Source organism: Streptomyces alboflavus (genome assembly GCF_000716675.1).
Lineage (GTDB): Bacteria > Actinomycetota > Actinomycetes > Streptomycetales > Streptomycetaceae > Streptomyces > Streptomyces alboflavus.
This window is the reverse complement of the sequence record NZ_JNXT01000006.1, coordinates 179,010-202,183: the sequence shown is the minus strand read 5'-3', so window position 1 is coordinate 202,183 and position 23,174 is coordinate 179,010. Positions and strand designations below refer to the sequence as shown.

Here is a 23,174-nt window from a genome sequence, read left to right as displayed (position 1 = left end):
GGGCCGGGCGGGACGGGGCCGGGCGGGACGGGGCCGGGCGGGACGGCGGCTATCCGGCGTGGAAGCCGTGCCGCCAGGCGTTCCACTCCCGCACCCGCGCCTCGCCCTGGCGGTTGGCGATGACGGTGGCCACCTCGCCGAGGCGCCGCTCGTCGAGGCGGGCCACGACGGGCGCGAGGATCTCGCGGAGGAGTTCCTGGGCGACCTGCCGCCAGTCGAGGCTGGTGCCGGGGCGCCGGGTGGGCCGCCACAGGTAGTAGTAGGCGCTGATGTCCTCCGGTTGCAGCGGAAGGTCCCGGTCGAGCTGGTCGCGTCTGCGTTCGTCGAGCATCAACTGCCGGTACGGATCGAGGAGTTCGGGCCCGGAGGAGATCAGGTAGTCGAACACGGGCGGGCGGGCGAGCTGCGGCGCCTCGGCGCGGACGAGGGAGAGGGCGACGAGGTCGCCGACGCCCCGGCGCACGGTGACGGCCAGCGGGGCCGCGTCGACGTGCAGCGCCTGCAGCCGGTGGACGCTCTGCGGCAGGGCGCGTCTGCGGTCGGCCAGGTCCTGGGCGAGGACGAGGAGGTGGGCGGTGGCGCGCTGGCGGCGGTTCAGGCCGCGCTCGTGGAGCAGGTCACGGGCGAACGCGACGGTCTCCTGGTCGACCCGGTCGGGTGCCGTGACGACGCCCGTGATGTGCCTGCCGAGGCCCGCCTGGACGAGCAGCGGCACGGTGCAGGTGCGGGCGAGCCAGGGGAGGTCGGCGGGCGCCGGTTCGGTGCCGCGCCAGACGAGCCGCCACATCTGCCGCAGTGTCGCCGCGTCGCCCACCCGTCGCCCCGGCAGGATCTCGGCGAGCCTGCCGAACAGGTCGACGCCGCGCAGCCCTGCGCCGGGACCGCCCCACTGGGCGGCGGCCGCGGCCAGGCGCAACGGCTGCGGCGAGTGGTCGTCGAGGTTGCGGCGCAGCCAGTCGCCCTGCGGCGAGGCGGCGAGGTCCCGCAGCAGGTCGAGCCGCCCGATGCCGCCGTCGGAGCCGAGCAGCTTGAGGACACGCCGGGTCAGCGGGGCGTAGTCGACGGCGTCGAGGACGTGCGCGGCCTGCTCGCGGTCGGTGCCGTCGGAGGCGCGCAGGGCGCGGGCGAGCCGCTTCATCGCCGCGTCGATGCCGCGCCCGCCGTCGGCGGCGACGGCGAGCGCGAGCCGCAGCGGTTCCACCCAGGCCTCCGGGGGCTCCCGCAGCGCCCGCCACAGCGCCTCGTCGGCGTCCCCGCCGTACTCGGCCCGCAGCGCCCGCTCGGCGTGCTCACCGAGCGGCAACTCGGCGCAGACGTCGGCCAGTTCGAGGGGAAGATCGCGCGGGCCGACGCCGCCGAGACGGCGCCGGGCCAGGGCGAGCGCGAGGGGCGCGGCGGCGTCCGGGTCGTGGGCGTGGAGTTCCCGGCAGAGGGCGGTGAGGTGGGCGGGGCCGACGGGAGGGGGTGCCTGGTCGGCGGTGGGGGTGCCCGGGTCGGGTGCGGCGTCGGCGGTGCCGCCCGTGGGCGCGCCTTCGTCGGTACGGCCTTCCGGGGAGCCCTCGCCGGTACGACCCGCCGCAGTGCCCCCGCCGGTACGCCCCGCGGCCGGACCCCCGCCGCTGACGCGTACCGCCGCCACCAGCGCGGTCACCGCGTCCCTCCGGGCGTCGCCGGTCAGCTCGGCGAGGTCGCCCCCTGACAACAGGCCCGCGCGGAGCAGGACGGGGACGAGCCGGGTCGGCGAGAAGGCCTCGGAGTCGAGGGCGGAGTCGGGGCCGGAGTCGGGGCCGGAGTCGGGGCCGGAGTCGGGGATGGAGTCGGCGGAGTCGGCCGTGCCGTCGCGGGTGTCGGAGGCAGCGCCCTTGTCGGCGGCGACGGTGGCTGTGGCGGCCGTGGCCCGGGGCAGCGGTACGCCCGCGATCCACAGGCGGGCCGTCCAGGTCGCCCAGATGTCGGTGGCGGGCGGGCTGCCGGGGCCGTCGAGGCCGTCGTGGACGCGGTAGAGGTGGTCGAGCGTGGCGCTGTCGAAGCGGTCGAAGTCGGCGTCGGGGCCGATGCCGACGATGTGCTGCGGGGCCCGGCCGGGGTCGGCGGCCCGGGTGGTGAACGTCAGCGAGGGAACGTACGCGGGCGGCAGCGAGGCGCAGGCGAGGGCGATCCAGCGGGCGACGGTGTCCGGGCTCTCCTCGGCCATGACGAGCTGGCGCCCGGCCGGGTCGTCGAAGAGGCGGCGTACGTCGGCGAGAAAGGGGGCGACGCGGGGCTCGTGGGCGCGGGCGAAGCGGGACAGCTCGGCGGTGCCGAACGGGCCTCCGGGAACGGGGAGTTCACCGGTGCCGGAGTCGAGGGCGGAGCCGGAACCGGGTCCGGAGCCGGAACCGGGTCCGGAGCCGGAACCGGGTTCGGAGCCGGAGTTGAAATCGGGGTCGGGGTCGACGTCCCCGCCTGTACCGGTACCGGTACCGGCGTCCGCGTCCGTGACGCTGCCCAGAGCCCCCGCCCCGGCCGCGAGCAGCGTCACCGGCCACTCCTCCGCGAAGCGGGCCGCGTCGGCACCGGTGAGGTGGATGGCCCGCACCCCGCGTCCGGCACCGCCGGTGCGGCACAGCAGGCTGGCGCCGTCGGGCAGCCGGCTGAAGCTGAACCGCGCCTCGCGCCCGAGCCCGTCCGCGCCCCGCCCGCGCCCGGCGCCGACGGCGAGCGCCACCCACTCGGCGACCTCCGCGTCGTCCGCCCACGAACCGGTCTCCCCACCGGACTCGGAGCCGGACGCCTGTGCGGGCACCGCCCCCGAGGCACCCCCGGAGTCCGGCGCCGACGCCGACGCCCGCGCACGCGTCGAGCCCCCCTCCGGCACGGTGGCAGCGGCCTCGGGACCGGGTGGGACAGGGACCGGAACCAGTCGGACGGCGCCGGTGACCGGCTCCTCGTCGAGCCGGTAGTTGAGGTGGCGGATGGCCATGCCACATTGTGACCATCAGCGCGCACCGCCCGCAGGAAGTCAGCCAACTTCCCATGCCCACCCCGAGTTTCACCCCGCCGCTCCAGGCACCCGGGGCACGACGGCACTCTTGCGCGGCCCGCCGGTCCCGGCCATGGTGACCGTCGTGACCGCCTTCATACTTCCTCATCAGCTGGTCGGCGAAGGACCCCACAAGGTGCTCGCCGTGCACGGCTGGTTCGCGGACCGCTCCGCGTACGCGCCGCTGGTCGCCGACCTCGACACCGACACCTTCCAGTACGCCCTGGTGGACCTGCGGGGGTACGGCGAGGCCAAGGACGTCGTCGGCTCGTACACCACCGCCGAGGGGGCCGCCGACCTCGTCGACCTGGCCGACCGGCTCGGGTGGGAGCGGTTCTCGGTGGTCGGGCACTCGATGGGCGGAAGCGTGGCGCAGCGCGTGGTGGCGCTCACGCCGCACCGGGTGCGGCGGATCGTGGGGATCTCGCCGGTGCCCGCTTCGGGCCTGCCGCTGCCGCCCGAGCAGGGCGAGTTGTTCGCGTCGGCCGCGCACCGGCCGGAGAACCGCCGCGCGATCATCGACGTGACGACGGGCGGGGTCCGTCCGGACGCCTGGCTCGGCCGCATGGTCGCCCGGTCCCTCGCGTGCAGCGACGCCAAGGCGTTCCGTGCCTGGCTCGACTCCTGGACGGGCGACGACTTCCACGCGCGCCTCGACAACTGCCAGGTGCCCGCGCTCGCCGTGACCGGCGCACTGGACCCGGCCCTGTCGGCGGACCTGATGCGGCAGACCTGGCTGACCTGGTTCGCGCGCGGCGAGTTGGTGGACCTGCCGGGCGCAGGGCACTACGCGATGGACGAGGCGCCGCTCGACCTGATCCGCGCGGTGGAGGACTTCCTGCGGGCCGACGACGGCACGACGGGGGCCGCGCCCGGCGCCGCCGGCGCATGACCCCACCCCCCGGGCCCGCCGCCGCGCTCCCCGACGTCTTCGACCCGCGTCTGTACGCCGACGGCGTGCCGTACGACCGCTACCGCGTCCTGCGCGACCACCACCCCGTCGCCCGGCAGGAGGAACCGGCCGTGCTCGGCTGGCCCGCCGGGCCCGGGTTCTGGGCGGTGACGCGGCACGCGGACGTGACGGCGGTCCTCAAGGACACGACGACGTACTCCTCGTACCTCGGCGCCACCCAGATCCGCGACCCGGACCCGGACGACCTGCCGTTCATCCGGCGCATGATGCTCAATCAGGACCCGTCCCCGAGCTCTCAGCTCCGTTCGAGCGGGGGCGAGCCCATCGGGCACGGCCGGTTGCGCACGCTGGTGAGCCGCGCGTTCACTCCGCGCCGCATCGCCCGCTTCGAGGAGCGGGCGCGGGAGCGGGCCCGGACGCTCCTCGCGCGGGCGGTGTCCGTGGCCCGCGCCGGGGACGGCTGCTGCGACCTCGTGCCCGCGGTCACCGACGACTACGCGCTCCTGAACCTCGCGGATCTGCTCGGCGTGCCGGAGAGCGACCGGGGCCTTCTGCTCCACTGGACGCAGCGCGTCATCGGCTACCAGGACCCGGACGAGGCGGGCGAGCCGGTGCTCGGGCCCGACGGGCGGCCGGTGAATCCGCGGTCACCGGCGATGCTGGCGGACATGTTCGCGTACGCCGGTGAACTCGCCGCGCACAAGCGGCGCCACCCCGAGGACGACGTCCTCACGGCGCTCGCCACCACGCCCGAACTGGCCGCGGGCGAGCTGGAGATGTTCTTCTTCCTGCTCACCGTCGCGGGCAACGACACGGTGCGGGGCGCCGCGCCCGGCGGGGTGCTCGCCCTCGTCGAGCACCCGGACCAGCTGGGCGCGCTGCGGTCGGGGGCGGCGCCGGTGCCCGGCGCGGTGGAGGAGCTGCTGCGCTGGCATCCGCCGGTGCTCAGCTTCCGGCGGACGGCGTCCCGCGACACGCGGCTCGCCGGGCAGCCGATCCGGCGCGGCGACAAGGTCGTCGTCTTCCACGCCGCGGCCAACCGCGACGAGCGGGTGTTCACCGACCCCGACCGCCTCGACCTGCGGCGCGCTCCGAACCCGCACGTGTCGTTTGGCGGCGGCCCGCACGTCTGCCTGGGCGCGCACTTCGCACGGATGCAACTCGCGGTCTTCTACGAGGAGTTCCTCGCCGCCGTGCCGCGGCCGCGCCTCGCCGGGTCGCCGGTCCGCCTGGTCTCGCACTTCATCAACAGCCTCAAGTCGCTGCCCCTGCGGATGGTGGACTGAAGGGGCCGACGACCGCGTCGGATACCGTTCGGGAAAGATCATCCCAGCACGGAAGCGAGCATCCGGCCATGTACGCGGCAGCCGAAGACGACTACCACGACGACGTGTTCCCGGTCGTCCCGGCGCCGCAGGACGGCACCCGCTGGCAGGCGCCCGCCGATCTGGAGGAGCACCTGTACGAGCTGATCGAGGCCGACGACGGCTACGGCTATCTGCGGGCGCTCGCCGTCGAGGGCCTGTACCGCCCGGTGCTGCTCACCGACCTCGCGGCGGCGCCGGACGCCCCGCCCCTGTTCAGCGTGGAGGTCCCCGACGGCCGCAGGGTGGCGCAGGTGTACACGGCGGGGCTGCTGCCGCGCCCGCACCCCGACGTCGTGTACGAGTACGTCACGCTCGGCACCCTCGCGCGGCAGTGGCCCGAGGACATCGACGTCATGGTCGTCAACACCCAGACGCCCTGCGAGCAGTACTACCTGACCACGGACGAGGAGCGGCAGGTCTGGGCCGACCTGCACGACGAGCACCACCGGCCGGGGCGGATCGACGACCGCGTGGACACCCGCCGCACCGGCGCGCCGGAAGGACCCGTCCTGCACGGCCTGGCCTGCGGCGCCCACCTGTGCTTCGCCAACGGCGCGCCCTGGAACACCCTCGACTGGCACGGCGCCGGCTACACCAACGAGGTGGCGCGCCTGGAGGAGTGGTGGGGCGTGCGGGACCGCGAGGAGTGGCACGGCGTCCAGGAACGCCTCCTGGACCGTGAAGTCAGCCCCTGGTACTGGGACTTCGTCCTCGGCGCCCGCACCGCCGTGCTCGCCGAGCAGGGGTCGCCGGTGGACGCGGAGCTGTGGCGCCGCTGCGTCGAGGTGACCCTGCGCAACCGCGTCGTCGAGACCGGCGGGCCCGACGTCCCGCACCGGCCCGGCGACGACCCGGAGCTCGACCAGTTCGTCGACGCGATGCGGGCCCTCGTCGGCAAGGTCCTTCGCTACGAGGCCCGCTTCCGCGCCGACGGTCTGCTTCCGCCGGACGGCCATGTCGCCACCGTCGCCGCCTGGGACCTGGGCCGCGCCTCCAAGATGGCCCGCTGGGGCCGCGGCGCCCGGTACGCCACCCACACGGAGCTCGTCGCCGCCCTCGAACGCGTCTCCCACGAGGCCCGCGCGGCGTACGCCTCCTGGCCGGAGTTCTCCGCGGGGTACGTCCTCGGCCGCTGCCTCCACTTCGACGAGGAGGAGTACGGCACGTGGTACACGTCCGTACTGCGCGCCCACCGCACCCTCACGGCGGACCCGGACAGCCCCTGGCAACGGGTCCCTTTCCTGTGACGCCCTGTCCCGCCGCTACCGCGGCGGCTATTCCCCGCCCGCACCACCCGTTTCCAGTTGTCCGCAGGGTGAACGTCTCCAGCGGGGGTCCCCCACCATCGGCGACTGCGGGCCGTGGACGGCCTCCCGCCGCTGCCGCGGCGGATATCTCCCACCCGCTCGGGCCACCGCAGGCGCACCCGGACCCGCTGGACGGGCCCCGCCACGGCCGTGGTCGCCACGTGCGCCACACCGTGGCCAGGTGAACGCGGAAGCGGAGCGCGCCGTTCGAGAAAATCTCACGGCGCACCACCGCACTCCCGCAACACGCCCCTCACAACTGCCGTGCTCCCTCACGGAGTCACCCGCGCAACGGCCGCCCCACCAAGGTCCCCGGCGGCACGTCCACGTCCTTCGCCCGGTCCCCCGGCGGAAGCTGGTCGGCGTACCCGGCCTCGTCCCACACCAGCCGCTTGAACTGCTCCGGTGTCAGCAGGCCCTGCCACGGCTCGCCTTGGGGGCAGAACACGGACTCGCAGCCGCGGCAGTAGTGCGCGGGGTCCCAGAGCATGGCGGCGCGCGGCGCTCCGGCCCGCTCGGCGGCCTTCTCGCGGCCGTCGCCGCGCACCACGGCGAGCGTGCCGATGAACAGGAGCACGGCGAGGGCGATCCCGCCCCAGACGTACAGCGGCTTCTCCGGGTCGGTGCCCATCCACGCCCAGGCGAGGGAGAGGGCGACGAGCACCATGCCCTCGGCGAAGTGCAGCAGTCCGTCGCCGGACTTGGCGGGGCCCTTGGCGAGCCGGGCCGCCAGCTCCTTGCGGGCGGCTCCCCCGCCGTCCGCCGCGTCCCGCACCGCGGCGACGTCCGCGCCGCCGCAGCCGGGACACCTCACTGCAACCGGCCCGCGGGCCCCCGTGGTCGACATGCCCTCACGCTAGTCGCCGACCACGGCCCCGCTGAGCCGGGATCCGGTCAGCTCTCGTCGGCGGTGAGGCGCAGCGAGATGGAGTTGATGCAGTACCGCTGGTCCGTGGGCGTCGGATAGCCCTCGCCCTCGAAGACGTGCCCGAGGTGCGAGCCGCACCGGGCGCAGCGCACCTCGGTGCGGACCATGCCGTGCGAGGTGTCCTGGATCAGCTCGACGGCCTCGGCGTCCCGCGGGTCGTAGAAGCTGGGCCAGCCGCAGTGCGACTCGAACTTCTCGTTCGACGTGAAGAGCTCCGCGCCGCAGGCCCGGCAGGAGTAGACACCCTTGGTCTTGGTGTCGGTGTACTCGCCCCGGAACGCGGGTTCCGTGCCGGCCTGACGGAGGACCTGGTACTCGGCGGGGGTCAGCTCCGCGCGCCACTGCTCGTCGGGCTTCTCGACGTCGTACGACATGGGTCGCATCCCCTTCGTGGACATTCCGGCCCGCCGGGGCGGGCTACTTCGACAGCTCGGCCAGGATGAGCGGGCCGAGGTCGGTGACGTCGCCCGCTCCCATGGTGAGAACGAGATCGCCGGGCCGCGCCATTCCCGCGATCACCGCGGGTGCCGCGTCCTTGTCGGCCACGGCCCGCACGTCGGCGCCCGCCGCGCGCGCGGCGTCGATGATCAGGGCGCTTGTGATGCCGGGGATCGGGTCCTCGCGCGCCGGGTAGATGTCAAGGACCACGGAGGAGTCGGCGAGGGCGAGGGCCTCGCCCATCTCCTTGCCCAGCTCCTGGGTGCGCGAGAAGAGGTGGGGCTGGAAGAGGACGAGGATGCGCGATTCGCCCGCGGCGGAGCGCATCGCCTCCAGGTCGGCCGTCATCTCGGTGGGGTGGTGGGCGTAGGAGTCGATGACCTGGACGCCCGCGGCCTCGCCCTTGAGCTGGAGGCGGCGCTTGACTCCGGTGTAGGACTTCAGGGCGCCGGCCAGGTTCCGGGACGGGATGCCGAGCGCGATGCCCGCGGCGAGAGCCGCGACCGCGTTGCTGGCGTAGTGGCGTCCCGGCACCGAGACGGTGAAGGTGAGCAGCTTGCCGTCGAGCAGGACGGTGACCTCGCTGGTCAGACCGCGCGCGGTGATCTTGTGGATGCGCAGGTCGGCGTCCTCGGACTCGCCGTAGGTGACGACCTTGAGCTCGCCCAGGTCGCGCACGCGCTTGGTCAGCTCGACCGCGCCGGGCTGGTCCGCCGAGATGACGAGCGTGCCGCCGGGGACGACCTTGCCCGCGAAGATCTCGAAGGACTCGTAGATCTCGTCCATCGACGCGTAGTTGGCGTGGTGGTCGAGCTCCACGTTGAGGACGATGGCGACCTCGGGCGTGTACTTGTGGAAGCTGCGGTCGCTCTCGTCGGCCTCGGCGACGAAGATGTCGCCCCCGCCGTGCAGCGCGTTCGTGCCGGGGGCGTCCAGGTCGCCGCCGATCGCGTACGACGGGTCGAGGCCGAGGGTGGCGAGCGTGACGGCGAGCATCGACGTCGTCGTGGTCTTGCCGTGCGTACCGGCGACCGCGATCGGGCGCAGGCCGTCCATCAGGGAGGCCAGGGCGTCCGAGCGGTGCACGACGGGGATGCCGAGCTCGGTGGCGCGGGCCAGCTCGGGGTTGTCGGCGCGGATCGCGGAGGAGACGACGACGCAGGTCGCGTCGGGCGCGAGGTGCGCGGCGTCGTGCCCGATGTGGACGGTGGCGCCGAGCGCGCGCAGGGCCTCGGCGGTGGCGGAGTCGCGGGCGTCGCTGCCCGCGACCTTCGCGCCGCGCTGGGCGAGGATCTTCGCGATGCCCGACATTCCGGCGCCGCCGATGCCGATGAAGTGCGGTCGGTCCATGGCGGTGGGCATCGAGTTCTCTCCGAAGGGTGGGACGGTCACGTGCGCGGGGCCAGCCTACTGGGCCCCGCTGCCCCGGGTTGATCGGCCCGCGGCCTCGTCCTCAAGCGCCGGACGGGCTGATTCCGGCCCGCCCGGCACCGAGCCGCGCGCATCCGTCCGTGGTCACGAACTGTGCGCGAAGAGCTTCAGGACCGGGACGCCCACCTTGTGGCGGGCCCGGGAGGCCCAGTCGCGGTGGAAGAACTCCTCCACCAGGTGCGGCTCGGTCAGCACGATGACCTCGTCCGCGCCCACGTCGTCGACCAGCTCCTGGAGCGCGTCCAGGGGGTGGGACTCGATCAGGCGGCCCGTGGCCTCGCTGCCCGCCGCCCGCAGCGCCAGGAGGGACACCTGGAGCGCCTGCCCGGCGGGGCCCACCGCGTCCTTGCCCTCGGGCACGTCGCCCTCGCGGACGGCCTCGTCGAGCTCGCCGAGGGCGACGTCGTCGATGGCCCGCAGCAGGCGGTCCGCCTGGTCGCCGCGGGGCTGGAGCAGCACGTGGAAGGTGACCGGCTCGTCACTGTGCAAGGTGGTGACGAACTCCACGTCGGCGGACGTCAGGGCCTTCTCGATCATCAATACGCTTGTGAACACGACAGGCGCCCTTCTCCTCCGTGGGCCGCGTTTCCGGCCCCCTGCGGAAACCATCCTGCCCCTGCCCGAGCGGGGGCTGCGAGATTTAGTGTGCCCCGCGAAAGCGAAACGGAACGGAATATTCCGCCGATTGTCAGGAGCCTCGGCGGTATCGGGTGAACAGGAACCCGGACTCCTCCAGAACGGACGCCAGTACGAATTTCTCGGGCACCGCGAGACCCGGTCCGCCCGCGATGCGCTGGGCGTCCCCCGCCGTCAGCATCGGCGACACCGTCAGGCACAGCTCGTCGAGCGCGCCCGCCGCCACGAACTGGCCGAGCATCCTCGGCCCGCCCTCGGTGAGCAGCCGGGTCAGACCCCGCTCGCCGAGTTCCCGCACGACCCGCGCGGGGTCGGCCCCGGCGCCCTCGCCCGCGATCACCACGTCCGCGCCCGCCTTGCGGGCCGCGGCCACCCGGTCGGCGGCCGCGGCGGCGCCGGTGACCACGAGGGTGGGGGTGAGCGGGGCGGTGAACAGGGGCAGCGTGAAGTCCAGGTCGAGGCTCGCGCTGACGACCGCGATCGCCGGGGCCGGGGCCTGCCCGGCCGCCGCCCTGCGGGCCGCGAAGGCCTCCCGGGCGCGGGCGGGCCGGTAGCCCTCCTGGCGTACCGTTTCCGCACCCACCACGACCACGTCGGCGAGCCCGCGCAGGGCGCCGAAGACCCGCATGTCGGTGGCGTTGGAGATGGGCTGGGAGCGGCCCTCGTGCTGAGCGGCGCCGTCCAGCGTCGAGACCATGTTGGCGCGCAGCCAGGGGCCGGGCCCGGCGGGGTAGGCGTACGCGTCGGCCAGCTCGTCCAGGGACCACTCGCGGTCCTCGGCGGCCCGGTCCCGGGCGGCCGCCGGGGCGCTCCCGTCCGGGGTCGATTCGACTGTGTGGTCGGTCACAGGGAACAGGCGTCGCATGCCGGGCAGTCTTACACGGCCCCGCGACGGCTCTACAGTGGAGAATCGTGTCAGCAACCTCCCCTGCCGCCGGGCAGAGCCCCATAGCCGAAGCGGGCCCCGTGTCCCTGTGCGCCCGCGAGCCGCAGGTGCCCGCGGACCGTCTCGTCGCCGAGATGGTGCCGCCGCCGCGCTTCGACTCGGTCCGCTTCGATACGTACATCCCGGACCCGGGACAGCCCAGCCAGAGCGAGGCCGTGCGCGTCCTCAGCACCTTCGCGGGCGGGCTCGGCGGGGCGCACGCGACCGGATCGGGCAAGCGGCGCTGGTTCTCCCGGGCGAAGCAGCCGGCCCCGAGCGGGCCCCGGGGCGTCTACCTGGACGGCGGCTACGGCGTCGGCAAGACCCACCTGCTCGCCTCGCTGTGGCACGCCACCCCGGCCGAGCCCGCGCTCAAGGCCTTCGGCACGTTCGTGGAGCTGACCAACCTCGTCGGGGCGCTCGGCTTCCAGCAGACCGTGCGCACGCTCAGCGGCCACCGCCTGCTGTGCATCGACGAGTTCGAGCTGGACGACCCGGGCGACACCGTCCTGGTGTCGTCGCTGCTCGGCAAGCTCGTCGAGGCGGGCGTGGCGCTCGCGGCGACCTCCAACACGCTGCCCGGCAAGCTGGGCGAGGGCCGGTTCGCCGCCGCCGACTTCCTGCGCGAGATCCAGGGCCTCTCGGCCCACTTCAAGGCGCTGCGCATCGACGGCGACGACTACCGCCACCGGGGTCTGCCCGAGGCCCCCGCGCCGTACTCCGACGAGCAGGTGACCAAGGCCGCGTACGCCACCGAGGGCGCGAGCCTCGACGACTTCCCGCACCTGCTCGGGCACCTCGCGCGCGTGCACCCGAGCCGGTACGGCGCGCTCACCGACGGCGTCACGGCCGTGTGCCTCACGGACGTCACGCCGGTGCCCGACCAGTCGACGGCGCTGCGCCTGGTCGTCCTCGCCGACCGCCTCTACGACCGGGAGGTGCCGGTGCTCGCCTCCGGTGTCCCGTTCGACAGGCTGTTCAGCGAGGACATGCTGAACGGCGGCTACCGGAAGAAGTACTTCCGGGCGATCTCGCGGCTCACGGCCCTCGCGCGCGACGCGAAGGGGCTCGTGCGGGACTGACCGGCCGTACCGGCGACGTTGATCGCGGGGGTGTCCAAACCCTCGTGCACGGGCCGCCTGCGTGCTACACACGTGCGGGTCATGTTCCTGTCCGCCAGCAGGAGGTTGCCCCATGTCAGATGCCAAGCCGTCCGCGACCAGACGTCAAGTGCTCGCCGGCACCGGAGCCCTGGGGGCGTCCATCGCCTTCACCGGCGCCCTGTCGGAGCTGTTCGCGGGCACGGCCACCGCGGCCACCCAGGGCAAGGCGGGCTACGGCCCGCTCGTGCCCGATCCCGAAGGCCTGCTCGACCTGCCGAAAGGATTCCGCTACCGGGTCCTCTCCCGCGAGGGCGACGAACTCCGCTCGGGCGAGGGCAAGGTGCCCAGCAACCACGACGGGATGGCGGCGTTCCGGGGCCGCCGCGGCGGGGTCCACCTCGTCCGCAACCACGAGAACCGCGTCACCGCGAAGCTCGGCGTCCCGACCGTCAAGGGCCTCACCTACGACCCGATGGCCAAGGGCGGCTGTACGGCGCTCGGGCTCGACCGGCACGGCCGGGTGGTCGACGAGCGCGTCGCCATCGCCGGTACGGCCGTCAACTGCGCGGGCGGCCCCACCCCCTGGGGCACCTGGCTGACCTGCGAGGAGACCGAGGACAAGGCCGGTACGAACGGCTACACCAAGGACCACGGCTTCATCTTCGAGGTCGACCCGGTGGATCCGCGGCGCACGGGAGCCGTGCCGCTGACCGCCATGGGCCGCTTCCAGCACGAGGCGGTCGCCGTCGACCCGTGGCGCGGTGTCGTCTACGAGACCGAGGACGCCTTCCAGAAGCCGTTCGGCCTGTTCTACCGCTTCCTGCCGGACAAGCCCGAGGGCGGCAGGGGCTCGCTGCGCGCGGGCGGACGGCTCCAGGCGATGCGCGTGCCCGGCCTGCCGGACCTGTCCGCGATCCAGGAGACCGGCGCCACCTTCGACGGCGTCGAGTGGGCCGACGTACCCGACCCACTGGCCGCCCAGACCCCCATCCGCAACCAGGACTTCGGGCCGAAGGGCATCACCCACGCCCAGAAGCTGGAGGGCTGCTACTGGGGCGGGCGCTGTGTGTACTTCGTCTCCAGCTACGCGCGCAGCGCGGAGGGCTCCGCGGGCGACCACTACGGCCAGGTCTGGCGCTACGACCCGGCGCGCCGCCGCCTCACCCTCGTGATCGTCTTCGGCCCCGACACCGACGTCCAGCTCCCCGGCGAGTCCCCGGACAACATCTGCCTCGCGCCCAGCGGCGGCCTGATGGTGTGCGAGGACGGCGGCGGTACGCAGCACGTGTACGGCGTCACGCGCGGCGGCAAGGTGTACGCGATGGCGCGCAACGCCCAGAACACAGGCACCCCCGAGGAGCCCGAGTGGGGCGAGTTCGCGGGCGTCGCCTTCTCCCCCGACCACGACACGATGTACGTGAACTGCTACACGCCCGGCACCACGTTCGCCGTGACGGGCCCCTGGCACAGGTAGCCCCGCGGCACAGGTAGCGCCGCCGCCTGCCCCGGCGCACGATCGGGGCAGGCGACCGGGAGAGGTGCGGGCTGTGGCCAAGGGCGAAGGTGCGGCCACAGCTCACGTCCGGCCACCGGGACCACACGAGTAGTACCATGTAGTACATGGAAACGACTGCGCGCGAGTTCAACCAGAAGTCCTCGCAGATCCTTGCCGCCGCCGAACGCGGCGAGACCATCACCGTCACCAAGAACGGCCGCCCCGTGGCCACCATCGCCCCCTACCGCGAGGCAGAAGTCCCGCCCTACCCCACCGGTCCCATCGCGGACAGCATCGACATCCCCGAGCTGGACCTCGGCGGCGATCTGAGCAACGACGACATGGAGGAGATCCTGAAGGGCATGGGATCTTGAGCGTCGCCATCGCCGACACCAACGCCCTCGTCCGGCTCCTGGACCCGAAGATGACCGGCCACGCCGAACACAAGCGCGCCTTCGCCACCATCGGGCACCTGGTGGTCTCCCCACTCGTCCTCGCCGAACTGGACTACCTGATCACCGCGCGCGCCGGCGCCCAACAGGCGCTCACAGCAGCCCGATTCGTCGAGACCAACGCCGCACGACGGCGCTTCGAGGTTCCCGACGTCGCCTCCCACCTGAACACCGCGATCGCCGTCGCCGACGGCTACAAGGACGCGGACGGCGGCAAGGGAATCGGTCTCGCGGACGCCATGAACGTGGCTCTGGCCGCCGCCTACGGCACCGCCGTCATGTTCACATCCGACCGTCACTTCCGGATGATCCGGCCGCTGACCGGGCACGAGGCGTTCCACCTCCTGCCCGACGACATGTAGGAAGCACCCCGGCCGTGCGGCCGGACCACGGACTCCCCTGCCACCAGCGCGAACTCCGCCTGCGGTTCAGCTCGCCGGGGCGAGCCGCCACAGGGACGTGACCTCGGCGGCGCGGGCCGCGTGCAAGGGGTCGGTGGTGTCGCTCGCGCGGGGGTGGCGGGGCTTGGCGTCGAGGCGGTCGACGACGCGCAGGCCTGCCGCGTCGAAGGCGGCGACGAGTTCGTCGCGGGTGCGCAGGCCCAGGTGTTCGGCGAGGTCGGAGAGGATCAGCCAGCCCTCGCCGCCGGGCTCCAGGTGCTCGGCGAGGCCGTCGAGGAAGGCGAGGAGCATGGCGCTGCCCGGGTCGTACACGCCCTGTTCCACGCTGGAGGTGGGGCGGGCGGGGAGCCACGGCGGGTTGCAGACGACGAGGGCGGCGCGGCCCGTCGGGTAGAGGTCGCCGCTGTCGGTGACGTGCACGCGGTCGCCGATGCCGAGCCGTTCGACGTTGTCGCGCGCGCAGGCGAGCGCGCGGGGGCTGCTGTCGGTGGCGACGATCCGGTCGAGGCCGCGGTGCGCGAGGACGGCGGCGAGCACGCCGGTGCCGGTGCCGAGGTCGAAGGCGGTCGCGGGGGCGCCCTCGGCGGCGGCGGGCAGCGGAGCCTCGCCGACGAGGTCGACGTACTCGCCCCTGACCGGGGAGAACACGCCGTAGTGCGGGTGGATGCGGGCGTCGAGCGCCGGGATCGGCACGCCCTTGCGGCGCCACTCGTGGGCGCCGATCACGCCGAGCAGTTCGCGCAGCGACACGACGGTGCGGTGCCGGGGCGGGCCGTAGGCCTCGGTGCAGGCGGCCCGGACGTCGGGGGCGCGCCGCAGGGCGAGCCCGTGGTCGTCCTCAAGCACGACGAGCAGCATGCCGAGGACCCTGGCGCGGTGGCCACGGGCCTGCCGGTGCCGGTGGAACGTCTCGGCCGGGGTGGCCCCCGGCTTCGGCGTCAGCCGGTCGAGGCGCCGCCCGAGGGCGCGCAGGAGCTGCCGGGCGCCCTGGTAGTCGCCGCGCCAGAGCAGCGCGGTGCCCTCGCACACCAGGCGGTAGGCGGCGTCGGCCTTCATCCGGTCGTCGGCGACGAGCACGCGCCGGGGGGCGGGGAGTCCGCTCTCGGAGTGCCAGGGGGTGGTGTGGGTGAGCGGGGCGGGGAGTGCGGGGGTGCCGTCGCCGTGGTCCGCTTCACGTCCCCGCCGGGGCTTGGTCGGCCGGACGTCCTCGGTCCAGGTGATGTCGGTGTGGTCGGACATCGACGGCTCGTCAACTCCTCGTGGTCGCGGGTGCGCGGGGCCCGGGGCCGCGGCGCGACCGGGAAACGTCCGGGGAAGTCAGGACCTCAGGACGATTCCACAGCGGCCGCCCCCTGGCAAACCCGGACTTCCCCGGCGAACGCCGTCCGCCGCCCCACCCGCACGCCTCACTCCGAGTTCGCCCCGCCGCAGGTCACGGCCTCGCCCCGGTCCCGTTCCGCCGCGCTGCGCAGCACACAGAACTCATTGCCCTCCGGGTCCGCGAAGACGACCCACCCCGTGCCGTCGGCCTCGCGCCGGTCGGCGACCACGGTCGCGCCGACGCCCCGCAGCCGCTCGACCTCCTCGTCGCGCGGGCCGTCCGGCCGGAGGCACACGTGCACACGGTTCTTGCCGTTCTTGGGCTCGGGGACGTTCTCGAAGTACAGGTGCAGGCCCGTGGGCAGCGCGATCACGGCGACGGGGTCGCCCGGCCGGTCCTCCTCGTCCAGCGGATGCCCCACCACCTCGCTCCAGAACCGCGCGAGTCCGTACGCGTCCGCGCAGCCGAAGGCGACGTTGTAGAGGGAGGCGGGCATGGGGCACGTCCTTTCGTACGATCATGGGCCGGGCGCGCATTGTCTCCCGCGCGGTCCACGGCGGGCTTCGGCTTTTCCGTGGGCTTCGGCTTCTCCGTGGGCTTCGGGGTCCGCGCGCTTCGGCGTCGCGCTTGCTTCGACGGCTCCCGCGAGCTTCGGCGCCCCGCGGACTTCAACACCCCGCGGGCTTCGGCGGCTCCCCGCGCTCCGGCCCGGCACCCCCTCGGGCGAGCCTCGCCTACCCGATTAATCCTATTTGCACAGTTATCTTCACCGCATGATCACTCGTGCACGGCAGCGGGCCGCCCGCGCCTCCCTGGCCGCACTCGCCGCGGCGGCCCTGACCGCCCTCAGCGCCTGCGCCTCGCCCTCCACCCCCACGCGCCCCCACAGCCCCGCTCCCCACCACAGCCCCCAGAAGGCCGCCCCGCCCACCCTCGCCCCGGGCCCCCAGGGCCTCACCCCGGTCTTCAAGAACGCTCCCCGTGCCAAGCAGGGCGCGCCCACGGTCGCCCTCACCTTCGACGCCGACATGACGGCCGGTCAGGGCCCCCGCGCCCGGGCGGGCGAACGCTTCGACAACCCGGCGCTCGTCGACACGCTGCGCCGCCTTGACGTCCCGGCGACGTTCTTCATGACGGGCCGGTGGGCGGAGGAGTACCCGGCGCAGGCCAGGGCCATCGGCCGGGACCCCCTCTTCGAGGTCGCCAACCACTCGTACAGCCACTACTCCTTCACCCGCGACTGCTACGGCCTGCCCACCGTCGCCCCGCACCGCATGCGCGCCGACGTGGAGCGCGCCTTCGCCGCGTTCCGCAGGGCGGGCGTCGAGCGCCCGGTGCCGTACTTCCGCTTCCCGGGCGGCTGTTACGACCAGCGGGCGCTGCGCGCGCTCGCCCCGGCCGGGGTGACCGCGGTGCAGTGGGACGTGGTGGGCGGCGACGCGTTCGCCACGGACCCCGGCGCGGTGGCGCGGCAGGTGCTCGACGGGGTGCGGCCCGGCTCGGTCGTCGTCCTGCACTGCACCCGCAGCGCCGCGCCCGCGACGGAGCGCGCCCTGCGCACGATCGTGCCGAAGCTGCGCGAGCGCGGGTTCCGCTTCGTCCGGGTCTCGGAGCAGATCGGGGCCGCGCGCGCACCGAAGGAGGGCAGGGCGGCCTGATCCCGCTCTTCCCGGACCACCGGCGCCGGCGTGCAGCGCCGTCCGACACGGCGTGCGCGGCCGAGCCCCGGTGGGCCCGGCTGCCGTCCGGCGGCGCTGCGGCTGCCCGGCAGCCCCTGTCACCCCGGCCGCCCGGACAGCCGGCCAGCACCTAGGCTCGTCACCATGGCGGACGACGACGAGTACTGCGCCCCGGCCCCTGCGACCGGCCCCCACCCGGCGGAGGGCCCGCCGTTCGCGGAGTGCGTGCTGTGCAGGAAGCCCACGGAGTACCCGGAGTCCCACCGGGGCGCCACCCTGTGCCCGGTCTGCGAGTGGCAGGAGGCCCAGCGGACGGCTTGCTCGGGCTGAGCGGGGCGGCGATCAAGGCCCTGGCAGACTGGACGGGTGACCAGCAACGCGCCCCGCCCGGACCACTCCCCGACCACGCGGGCTCCCGAGGCGGCACCGTCCTCCCGGTACGCCCAGGGCACCCCGGCCGCCGAGGGCTCCGCTCCGAGCAGCCCCTTCCGCGTCGAGCGCACGCCGCGCGACGAGGCCCCGCAGTTCGTGCTGCCCCTGGTGGCCCGGATCGAGCGGGCCGCGCCCCCGGCCCGTACGGACGCGCTGGAGACGGCGGCCCGCGCGGTCCTGACGATCCTGAGCGACGAGCGGGCGCTGGGCGAGGGGCAGTGGGCGCAGGTGATGCGGGACTGGCAGGACGCCCGCATCCGCAAGGTGGTGCGCAGGGCGCGCGGCGCGGAGTGGCGGCGGGCGGAGGCGCTGCCCGGGATCACGGTGACGGGCAAGTCGGCCGAGGTGCGGGTGTATCCGCCGGTGCCGCTCGACGGCTGGCCCAAGGACCTGGCCCGCCTCCAGGTCTCCGGCACGGACCTGGACGACCCGGAGCCGCCGCGGGACCCCGACCCGTCCACCCCCGTCCTCTGGATGAACCCCGACGTCGGCATGTCGGCGGGCAAGGCGATGGCCCAGGCGGGCCACGGCGCCCAGCTGGCCTGGTGGGACCTCTCCGCCCCGGCCCGCACGGCCTGGCGCGACGCGGGCTTCCCCCTGTCCGTCCGCACGGCCCCCGCGTCCCGCTGGCCCGAACTGACCGCGAGCGGCCTCCCCGTGGTCCGCGACGCGGGCTTCACGGAGATCGCCCCCGGCTCCTGCACGGTGGTGGCGGACCACCCGGCCCTGCGACGCGCCTGAACCCTCGGCTCCGCGTGCGACGACCTGGTGCGGCCAGGTCAGTCTGCGTCCCGCAACCGCTCGAAGGACCGCCGTTCGTCGGCGACGAGGTCGGCGAACGAATGGCGGCGCTCGCGCAGTCCCGGGTACCAACTGGCCCAGATGTTGGCGGCCCATTCCCCGGCGGGCGAGACGTCCCCGGGGTCGAGCAGCCAGAACTGGGCATCGCCGAAGCCCGATATCAGCAACACCCGGTCCATGTAGGCGGCTTCCTCGGGCCCGCCTTGGCGGATGATCGCCCAGGTCGAGGGATCCGCTTCGCGCAGCCAGCCCACCGTCCCCGTGGTTCTCATCTCGTACATGAACGGGCCCAGATGGCTGAAGCCGTTGGACGCGGCCAGAAACGCGCGGTAGCTGGGCGGCAGCCGAGCACCGAGCCGCTCCTCCGCGGCCACCAGCTGTTCCTCGGTCGCGCCTGCCTGCCCGAGCCACCCGGCAGCCCGCTGCTCGTCGCTGATCTCCCGCGACGCGTCGATCTCGTTCGCCCGCAGGAGGTCGGCGCTGTAGGAGGCGAGGTAGCCCCGCCAGTACGCGACACTGTCCCACCGCGGGTGTTCCCTACCTGCCACGTGCGCCATGCGACCACCTCACGTCCGCAGTTCCCCTCTCGGCGCGCGCCACGGGCCGAGCCGCGGCACGCGTGCCGCTCCCTCACCCCTGCAACGCCCCCTCCACCGGCCAAGCCCGCAACGTCGCGTCCAACCGGTCGTACGCCTCGTCGAACCACTCGTCCGTGAGCGTGACGGTCGCCGTGACCGTGGTCAGGGACATCGCGTGGTCGGCGATCGTGACGTGGGCGCGCTCGCCGTCGGGGTCCAGTTCGACGAGGAGTTCGGGGGCGCGGCCGCCCTCGCGCCAGGTGCTGTCGTCGCCGCCGTCGAGGGCGTCGAGGGTCTCGCGCCACTCGGTGAGGTCCTCCGGGGACACCGACGTGGCGAGCGTCCCCCGGACGAAGGCGGTGTCGACGAGGATCTCGCCGACGAGTTCGTCGATTCCGGGACGCCCCGGCGCGGGACGCTTTCCGGTGATCCTGACGACGACGCTGTTGTCCTCGCCCTCCAGGCGGATCAAGTCGATCGGCTCCGCAGGCGCCATGGCCCCTCCCCAATTCCCCGTGTGGCCTCTGTCCTTCCGGACCCTAGTGGACGGCACCGACAACACCGAGGCCGCGCACCACCCGCCCACGCACCCCCGGAACGTGACCCCCGTCACAGAACCTTCACGTCGCTGAACACCGGCCCCGCCCCTCCCGTACCTTCCCGTACCACCAAGTGGCCCGGCCCCCGGCCGGGATGCGGCTCGGGAGGCACTTTGCAGCGCATCAGGCACATGGGGCGTATCAACGGCACGGCCCTGATCATCGCGGCGCTCGTCGTCACCGTGGGCGCCCTCGCCTTCCCGGTGTGGTCCTACGCCGACCGCTCGGGCACGGGCGAGGCGAACCTCAACGCCGGGAGCGTGTCGACCCGTTGGGGCCCGCTGTCCGCGACCGACCGGGACTTCATCGTGAAGGTGCGCCTCGCCGGACTCTGGGAACTGCCCGCGGGCCAGCAGGCCGTGGAGCGCGCGCCCAGCAAGGCCATCAAGGAGGCGGGCGACCATCTGATCGTCGGCCACACCGACCTCGACGAGCGGGTGCGCGGCATCGCCGCCCAGCTCGGCGTCGAGCTGCCCAACCGGCCCACCGCCCAGCAGCAGGGCTGGCTGCGGGAGTTGACCGACGCGACCGGCGAGGACTACCAACGCAAGTTCGCCAACCTGCTGCGCGTCGCGCACGGCAAGGTCTTCAGCCTCATCGCCCAGGTGCGGGACACCACCCGCAACTCCCTCGTGCGCCAACTCGCGTCCGACGCCAACCAGACCGTCCTGGACCACATCACCGTGCTCGAAGGCACCGGCTACGTCGACTTCGACGCCATCGCGAACGACACCGCGGGCAAGTCCACGGCGAGCCCGACGGGGCCCCCGCCGCCCGACGGCAACACTCCCCCGCAGCCCGAACCCGCCGGTCCCACCGGCGACGTCTCCGGCACCTCACGGCCCTCTCCCGGCGCTCCGGGCACGGTGAACACCGACCGGCCCGAACCTCAAATGTAGCTCTGAAACCCCTGATCAGAAGGTTCGCCCCGGTCTGGCGCGGTCATGACTACGGCTACGTGAACGACCGGGGAGGACCAGCGGCAAGGAGGGGGAACGACGATGACCGCACGGGGGACGACAGCACAAGGAACCATCGCAGGGGGAAGCACCGCACGAGGAACCATGGCTCAGCTGGGGACCGGCATCGGATGGCGTCCGGAGATCGCCGACGCCGTCGAGCGCATGCCCGGCATCGACTGGGTCGAGGCCGTCGCCGAGAACGTGTGCCCGGGCCACCTGCCCGACTCGCTGCTGCGGCTGCGCGAGCGCGGCGTGACAGTCGTGCCGCACGGCGTCTCGCTCGGCCTCGGCGGCGCGGAGCGCCCGGACGAGGCCCGGCTCACCGCCCTCGCGGAGCGCGCGGAGGCACTCGGCTCGCCGCTCGTCACCGAGCACATCGCGTTCGTACGGGCGGGTGGCGCCCTCACCGCCTCACCGCACCTCGAAGCGGGCCACCTGCTGCCCGTCCCGCGCACCCGGGACGCGCTCGCCGTGCTGTGCGAGAACGTCCGCATCGCCCAGGACGCGCTGCCCGTGCCGCTCGCCGTCGAGAACATCGCCGCCCTCATCTCCTGGCCCGGCGAGGAGATGACGGAGGGCCAGTTCCTGTACGAGCTGGTGGAGCGGACCGGTGTCCGGCTGCTCATCGACGTCGCCAACCTGCACACCAACCACGTCAACCGGGGCGAGGACCCGTCCCGCGCCCTGGACGAGCTGCCGGTGGAGGCCATCGCGTACGTCCATGTGGCGGGCGGCTTCGAGCGGGACGGCGTGTGGCACGACAGCCACGCGCACGCCGTGCCGCAGCCCGTCCTCGACATCCTCGCCGACCTCGCCTCGCGCACCCGGCCGCCCGGCGTGCTCCTGGAGCGGGACGAGAACTTCCCCGAGGAGGGCGAGCTGGAACGGGAGTTGACGGCGATCCGGGAGACGGTGGCGACGGCAACGGCTACGGCTACGGCTACGGCTACGGCAGGGTCCGCAGCGGCGGCCCCCGCGCCCGACCCCGCCCCCGCGCCGGACCCAGCCGACGGCCCCGCGCCCGGCCCCGCCGCCACCCCCGAGGCCCGCCAGCGCGTCGCCCTCACCCAGGCCGCCCTCCTCTCCGCCCTCGTCGCGGGCACCCCCGCGCCGGAGGGCTTCGACGGGGCCCGGCTCCGGGTGCAGAGCCGCGCGCTGGGCGCCAAGCGGGCGGACGTGGTGGCGAAGGTCGCCCCCGAACTGCCGTGGATCATCGGCGAGTCGTACCGCGCGGACTTCCTCGGCTACGCCCGCACCCGCCCCATGACGGGCGGCTACCGCCAGGACGCCCTTGACTTCGCCGAGCACCTGCTGCTCGCCGGGCGGCCCGAGGACGCGGTGGCGCGCGGCGAGCTGACGGCCTGGTGGCTGGAGCGCTCGGGCCCGAAGCCGCTCGATGGACACCCCCTCACCCGCTGGCTGCGGACGCGGACGGCCCGGCTCGCACTGCGCAGGGCGCGGCGGCGCGCCCCCGGCCACGCGGGCGTGGACGCCGACCCCGCCCCGGCGACGTAACCACCTACCGCTTTCCGTACAGCCGTTGGCGTACTCCGTCCGGTATGCGGGACGCCTCCCCCACGCCGCGCACTAGCGTGCGGTGGCGCGACAGGAGGCGTCATGCGTTCCCGAATCATCAGCGGCAGCGGTCTCGTTCTCACCGGGCTCGTGGTCACGCTGGCCGCGCTGGTCTATCCCGTGTGGTCGTACGAGGACCGCTCGGGCACCGGCCTCGACGCGCTCACCTCGCAAACCGTGTCGACGGACTACGGACCGCTGTCCGCGCTCGACCGGGACTTCGTCACCAAGGTGCGGCTCGCCGGCCTGTGGGAGCTGCCCGCGGGCCAGCAGGCCGGGGAGCGCGGCACCACCCGGGCCGTGCACGTCGCGGGCAAGCACCTGGTCGAGGGGCACACGTTCCTGGACGCCCGGGTGCGCGAGGTGGCGGCGGCGCTGCGGCTCGAACTGCCGAGCCAGCCCAGCGCCCAGCAGCGCCGCTGGCTCGCGGAGCTGAGCGCGGAGCGCGGCACGGCGTACGACGTGAAGTTCGCGAACATCCTGCGGCGCGCGCACGGCAAGGTCTTCAGCCTCGTCGCGGAGGTCCGCGCCACCACCCGCAACTCCCAGGTGCGGGCGCTCGCCGACGACGCGAACACCACGGTCCTCGACCACATCAAGGTCCTGGAGGGGACGGGCCTGGTCGACTTCGACGGCCTGGCCCGCGACGCCGCCACGGCCACCACCCCGCCCCCGGCCCGCTCCCCCGCGCCCCCCGGCCCCCAGGACTCCCCGCCCCCGGCGGCACCGGCGGCGCCGAATCCCACGTACTCGCTGCCGCCCGCGGTCTCGCGGCCCGCGCCGGGACTGCGCGACTGAGGCGGGGCGGG

General features: G+C 74.2%; 23 protein-coding genes. 13 read left to right on the top strand and 10 right to left on the bottom strand.

The features are described from left to right. Positions 1–49: 49 nt before the first annotated feature. Entirely contained in the window at positions 50–2,962 is a 2,913-nt protein-coding gene (locus tag OO63_RS46285) for a GTPase-associated protein 1-related protein (protein WP_030360297.1), read from the bottom strand. A 145-nt stretch (positions 2,963–3,107) separates the two neighbouring features. Between OO63_RS46285 and OO63_RS07595 the strand changes: the two genes are divergently transcribed. The 3 genes from OO63_RS07595 to OO63_RS07585 all read left to right on the top strand — a co-directional run bounded on the left by OO63_RS07595 (position 3,108) and on the right by OO63_RS07585 (position 6,549). After that, entirely contained in the window at positions 3,108–3,914 is an 807-nt protein-coding gene (locus OO63_RS07595; RefSeq protein WP_030360296.1) for an alpha/beta fold hydrolase, read from the top strand. Next, complete coding sequence (locus OO63_RS07590; protein WP_030360295.1) at positions 3,911–5,221, top strand: cytochrome P450; 1,311 nt, start codon at positions 3,911–3,913, stop codon at positions 5,219–5,221. The genes OO63_RS07595 and OO63_RS07590 overlap by 4 nt, the downstream gene beginning before the upstream one ends. Before the next feature lie 68 nt (positions 5,222–5,289). Continuing rightward, positions 5,290–6,549 carry a DUF1266 domain-containing protein gene (locus OO63_RS07585; RefSeq protein ID WP_030360294.1) on the top strand — a complete coding sequence of 420 codons (1,260 nt, stop codon included), beginning with the start codon at positions 5,290–5,292 and terminating at the stop codon, positions 6,547–6,549. Positions 6,550–6,889: 340 nt separating this feature from the next. Here the strand turns inward: OO63_RS07585 and OO63_RS07580 are convergent, their stop codons facing one another. From OO63_RS07580 to OO63_RS07560, 5 genes are all read right to left on the bottom strand, one after another. Then, complete coding sequence (locus tag OO63_RS07580; protein ID WP_030360293.1) at positions 6,890–7,456, bottom strand: hypothetical protein; 567 nt, start codon at positions 7,454–7,456, stop codon at positions 6,890–6,892. Between the two features lie 47 nt (positions 7,457–7,503). Then, complete coding sequence (gene msrB / locus OO63_RS07575) at positions 7,504–7,911, bottom strand: peptide-methionine (R)-S-oxide reductase MsrB (RefSeq protein WP_030360292.1); 408 nt, start codon at positions 7,909–7,911, stop codon at positions 7,504–7,506. 43 nt (positions 7,912–7,954) lie between these two features. Further along, positions 7,955–9,337: a UDP-N-acetylmuramate--L-alanine ligase gene (murC, locus tag OO63_RS07570; RefSeq protein WP_030360291.1), complete on the bottom strand. Its 1,383-nt coding sequence runs from the start codon at positions 9,335–9,337 to the stop codon at positions 7,955–7,957. A gap of 153 nt (positions 9,338–9,490) precedes the next feature. Beyond that, entirely contained in the window at positions 9,491–9,961 is a 471-nt protein-coding gene (locus OO63_RS07565; RefSeq protein WP_078618993.1) for an indole-3-glycerol phosphate synthase, read from the bottom strand. 133 nt (positions 9,962–10,094) lie between these two features. After that, positions 10,095–10,907 carry a pyrimidine reductase family protein gene (locus OO63_RS07560; protein WP_078618992.1) on the bottom strand — a complete coding sequence of 271 codons (813 nt, stop codon included), beginning with the start codon at positions 10,905–10,907 and terminating at the stop codon, positions 10,095–10,097. A gap of 47 nt (positions 10,908–10,954) precedes the next feature. Here OO63_RS07560 and zapE point away from each other — a divergent pair, with 47 nt between their 5' ends. The 4 genes from zapE to OO63_RS07540 all read left to right on the top strand — a co-directional run bounded on the left by zapE (position 10,955) and on the right by OO63_RS07540 (position 14,379). Continuing rightward, positions 10,955–12,049: a cell division protein ZapE gene (gene zapE / locus OO63_RS07555; RefSeq protein WP_030360289.1), complete on the top strand. Its 1,095-nt coding sequence runs from the start codon at positions 10,955–10,957 to the stop codon at positions 12,047–12,049. 112 nt (positions 12,050–12,161) lie between these two features. Then, positions 12,162–13,544 (top strand): alkaline phosphatase PhoX, encoded by a 1,383-nt coding sequence (locus OO63_RS07550; RefSeq protein ID WP_030360288.1) that lies wholly within the window; start codon positions 12,162–12,164, stop codon positions 13,542–13,544. Positions 13,545–13,690: 146 nt separating this feature from the next. Further along, the gene (locus OO63_RS07545; protein ID WP_030360287.1) at positions 13,691–13,939 is read left to right on the top strand and encodes a type II toxin-antitoxin system Phd/YefM family antitoxin; all 249 of its coding nucleotides are present in this window, start codon (positions 13,691–13,693) and stop codon (positions 13,937–13,939) included. Beyond that, positions 13,933–14,379, top strand: coding sequence for a PIN domain-containing protein (locus tag OO63_RS07540; RefSeq protein ID WP_078618991.1), 447 nt, complete (start codon positions 13,933–13,935; stop codon positions 14,377–14,379). Before OO63_RS07545 ends, OO63_RS07540 begins: the two co-directional genes overlap by 7 nt. A 66-nt stretch (positions 14,380–14,445) precedes the next feature. Here OO63_RS07540 and OO63_RS07535 read toward each other — a convergent pair whose 3' ends face one another. Beyond that, positions 14,446–15,657, bottom strand: coding sequence for a methyltransferase (locus tag OO63_RS07535; RefSeq protein ID WP_030360285.1), 1,212 nt, complete (start codon positions 15,655–15,657; stop codon positions 14,446–14,448). A 167-nt stretch (positions 15,658–15,824) separates the two neighbouring features. After that, entirely contained in the window at positions 15,825–16,235 is a 411-nt protein-coding gene (locus OO63_RS07530) for a VOC family protein (RefSeq protein WP_030360284.1), read from the bottom strand. Positions 16,236–16,512: 277 nt separating this feature from the next. On the opposite strand from OO63_RS07530, the gene OO63_RS07525 reads away from it, so the two are divergent. The 3 genes from OO63_RS07525 (at position 16,513) to OO63_RS07515 (ending at position 18,591) form a co-directional block, all read left to right on the top strand. Further along, a complete protein-coding gene (locus tag OO63_RS07525; protein ID WP_030360283.1) occupies positions 16,513–17,397 on the top strand; it encodes a polysaccharide deacetylase family protein in 885 nt (294 codons plus the stop codon). A gap of 165 nt (positions 17,398–17,562) precedes the next feature. Further along, a complete protein-coding gene (locus tag OO63_RS07520) occupies positions 17,563–17,748 on the top strand; it encodes a hypothetical protein (protein WP_030360282.1) in 186 nt (61 codons plus the stop codon). Between the two features lie 36 nt (positions 17,749–17,784). Then, a complete protein-coding gene (locus OO63_RS07515) occupies positions 17,785–18,591 on the top strand; it encodes an aminoacyl-tRNA hydrolase (RefSeq protein WP_033263898.1) in 807 nt (268 codons plus the stop codon). Positions 18,592–18,629: 38 nt separating this feature from the next. On the opposite strand, the gene OO63_RS07510 is transcribed toward OO63_RS07515, so the two are convergent. Together OO63_RS07510 and OO63_RS07505 are read right to left on the bottom strand one after the other, a co-directional pair. Further along, positions 18,630–19,199 carry an SMI1/KNR4 family protein gene (locus OO63_RS07510; protein ID WP_234311284.1) on the bottom strand — a complete coding sequence of 190 codons (570 nt, stop codon included), beginning with the start codon at positions 19,197–19,199 and terminating at the stop codon, positions 18,630–18,632. Between the two features lie 82 nt (positions 19,200–19,281). Beyond that, positions 19,282–19,725 carry a DUF5959 family protein gene (locus OO63_RS07505; protein WP_030360279.1) on the bottom strand — a complete coding sequence of 148 codons (444 nt, stop codon included), beginning with the start codon at positions 19,723–19,725 and terminating at the stop codon, positions 19,282–19,284. 234 nt (positions 19,726–19,959) lie between these two features. Between OO63_RS07505 and OO63_RS07500 the strand changes: the two genes are divergently transcribed. From OO63_RS07500 to OO63_RS07490, 3 genes are all read left to right on the top strand, one after another. Then, positions 19,960–20,727, top strand: coding sequence for a DUF4142 domain-containing protein (locus OO63_RS07500; protein ID WP_030360278.1), 768 nt, complete (start codon positions 19,960–19,962; stop codon positions 20,725–20,727). Positions 20,728–20,892: 165 nt separating this feature from the next. Beyond that, entirely contained in the window at positions 20,893–22,305 is a 1,413-nt protein-coding gene (locus OO63_RS07495; protein ID WP_030360277.1) for an MbnB/TglH/ChrH family RiPP precursor modification enzyme, read from the top strand. Positions 22,306–22,407: 102 nt separating this feature from the next. Further along, a complete protein-coding gene (locus tag OO63_RS07490; protein WP_030360276.1) occupies positions 22,408–23,163 on the top strand; it encodes a DUF4142 domain-containing protein in 756 nt (251 codons plus the stop codon). The last annotated feature ends 11 nt before the right edge of the window (positions 23,164–23,174 follow it).

Coding starts and splice junctions, on each gene's coding strand:
- OO63_RS07495 (WP_030360277.1), top strand. CDS start 20,893: ATGGCTCAGCTGGGGACCGGCATCGGATGGCGTCCGGAGATCGCCGAC.
- OO63_RS46285 (WP_030360297.1), bottom strand. CDS start 2,962: ATGGCCATCCGCCACCTCAACTACCGGCTCGACGAGGAGCCGGTCACC.
- OO63_RS07490 (WP_030360276.1), top strand. CDS start 22,408: ATGCGTTCCCGAATCATCAGCGGCAGCGGTCTCGTTCTCACCGGGCTC.
- OO63_RS07525 (WP_030360283.1), top strand. CDS start 16,513: ATGATCACTCGTGCACGGCAGCGGGCCGCCCGCGCCTCCCTGGCCGCA.
- OO63_RS07535 (WP_030360285.1), bottom strand. CDS start 15,657: ATGTCCGACCACACCGACATCACCTGGACCGAGGACGTCCGGCCGACC.
- OO63_RS07520 (WP_030360282.1), top strand. CDS start 17,563: ATGGCGGACGACGACGAGTACTGCGCCCCGGCCCCTGCGACCGGCCCC.
- OO63_RS07560 (WP_078618992.1), bottom strand. CDS start 10,907: ATGCGACGCCTGTTCCCTGTGACCGACCACACAGTCGAATCGACCCCG.
- OO63_RS07580 (WP_030360293.1), bottom strand. CDS start 7,456: ATGTCGACCACGGGGGCCCGCGGGCCGGTTGCAGTGAGGTGTCCCGGC.
- OO63_RS07500 (WP_030360278.1), top strand. CDS start 19,960: ATGGGGCGTATCAACGGCACGGCCCTGATCATCGCGGCGCTCGTCGTC.
- OO63_RS07530 (WP_030360284.1), bottom strand. CDS start 16,235: ATGCCCGCCTCCCTCTACAACGTCGCCTTCGGCTGCGCGGACGCGTAC.
- OO63_RS07550 (WP_030360288.1), top strand. CDS start 12,162: ATGTCAGATGCCAAGCCGTCCGCGACCAGACGTCAAGTGCTCGCCGGC.
- OO63_RS07545 (WP_030360287.1), top strand. CDS start 13,691: ATGGAAACGACTGCGCGCGAGTTCAACCAGAAGTCCTCGCAGATCCTT.
- murC (WP_030360291.1), bottom strand. CDS start 9,337: ATGCCCACCGCCATGGACCGACCGCACTTCATCGGCATCGGCGGCGCC.
- OO63_RS07590 (WP_030360295.1), top strand. CDS start 3,911: ATGACCCCACCCCCCGGGCCCGCCGCCGCGCTCCCCGACGTCTTCGAC.
- OO63_RS07585 (WP_030360294.1), top strand. CDS start 5,290: ATGTACGCGGCAGCCGAAGACGACTACCACGACGACGTGTTCCCGGTC.
- msrB (WP_030360292.1), bottom strand. CDS start 7,911: ATGTCGTACGACGTCGAGAAGCCCGACGAGCAGTGGCGCGCGGAGCTG.
- OO63_RS07505 (WP_030360279.1), bottom strand. CDS start 19,725: ATGGCGCCTGCGGAGCCGATCGACTTGATCCGCCTGGAGGGCGAGGAC.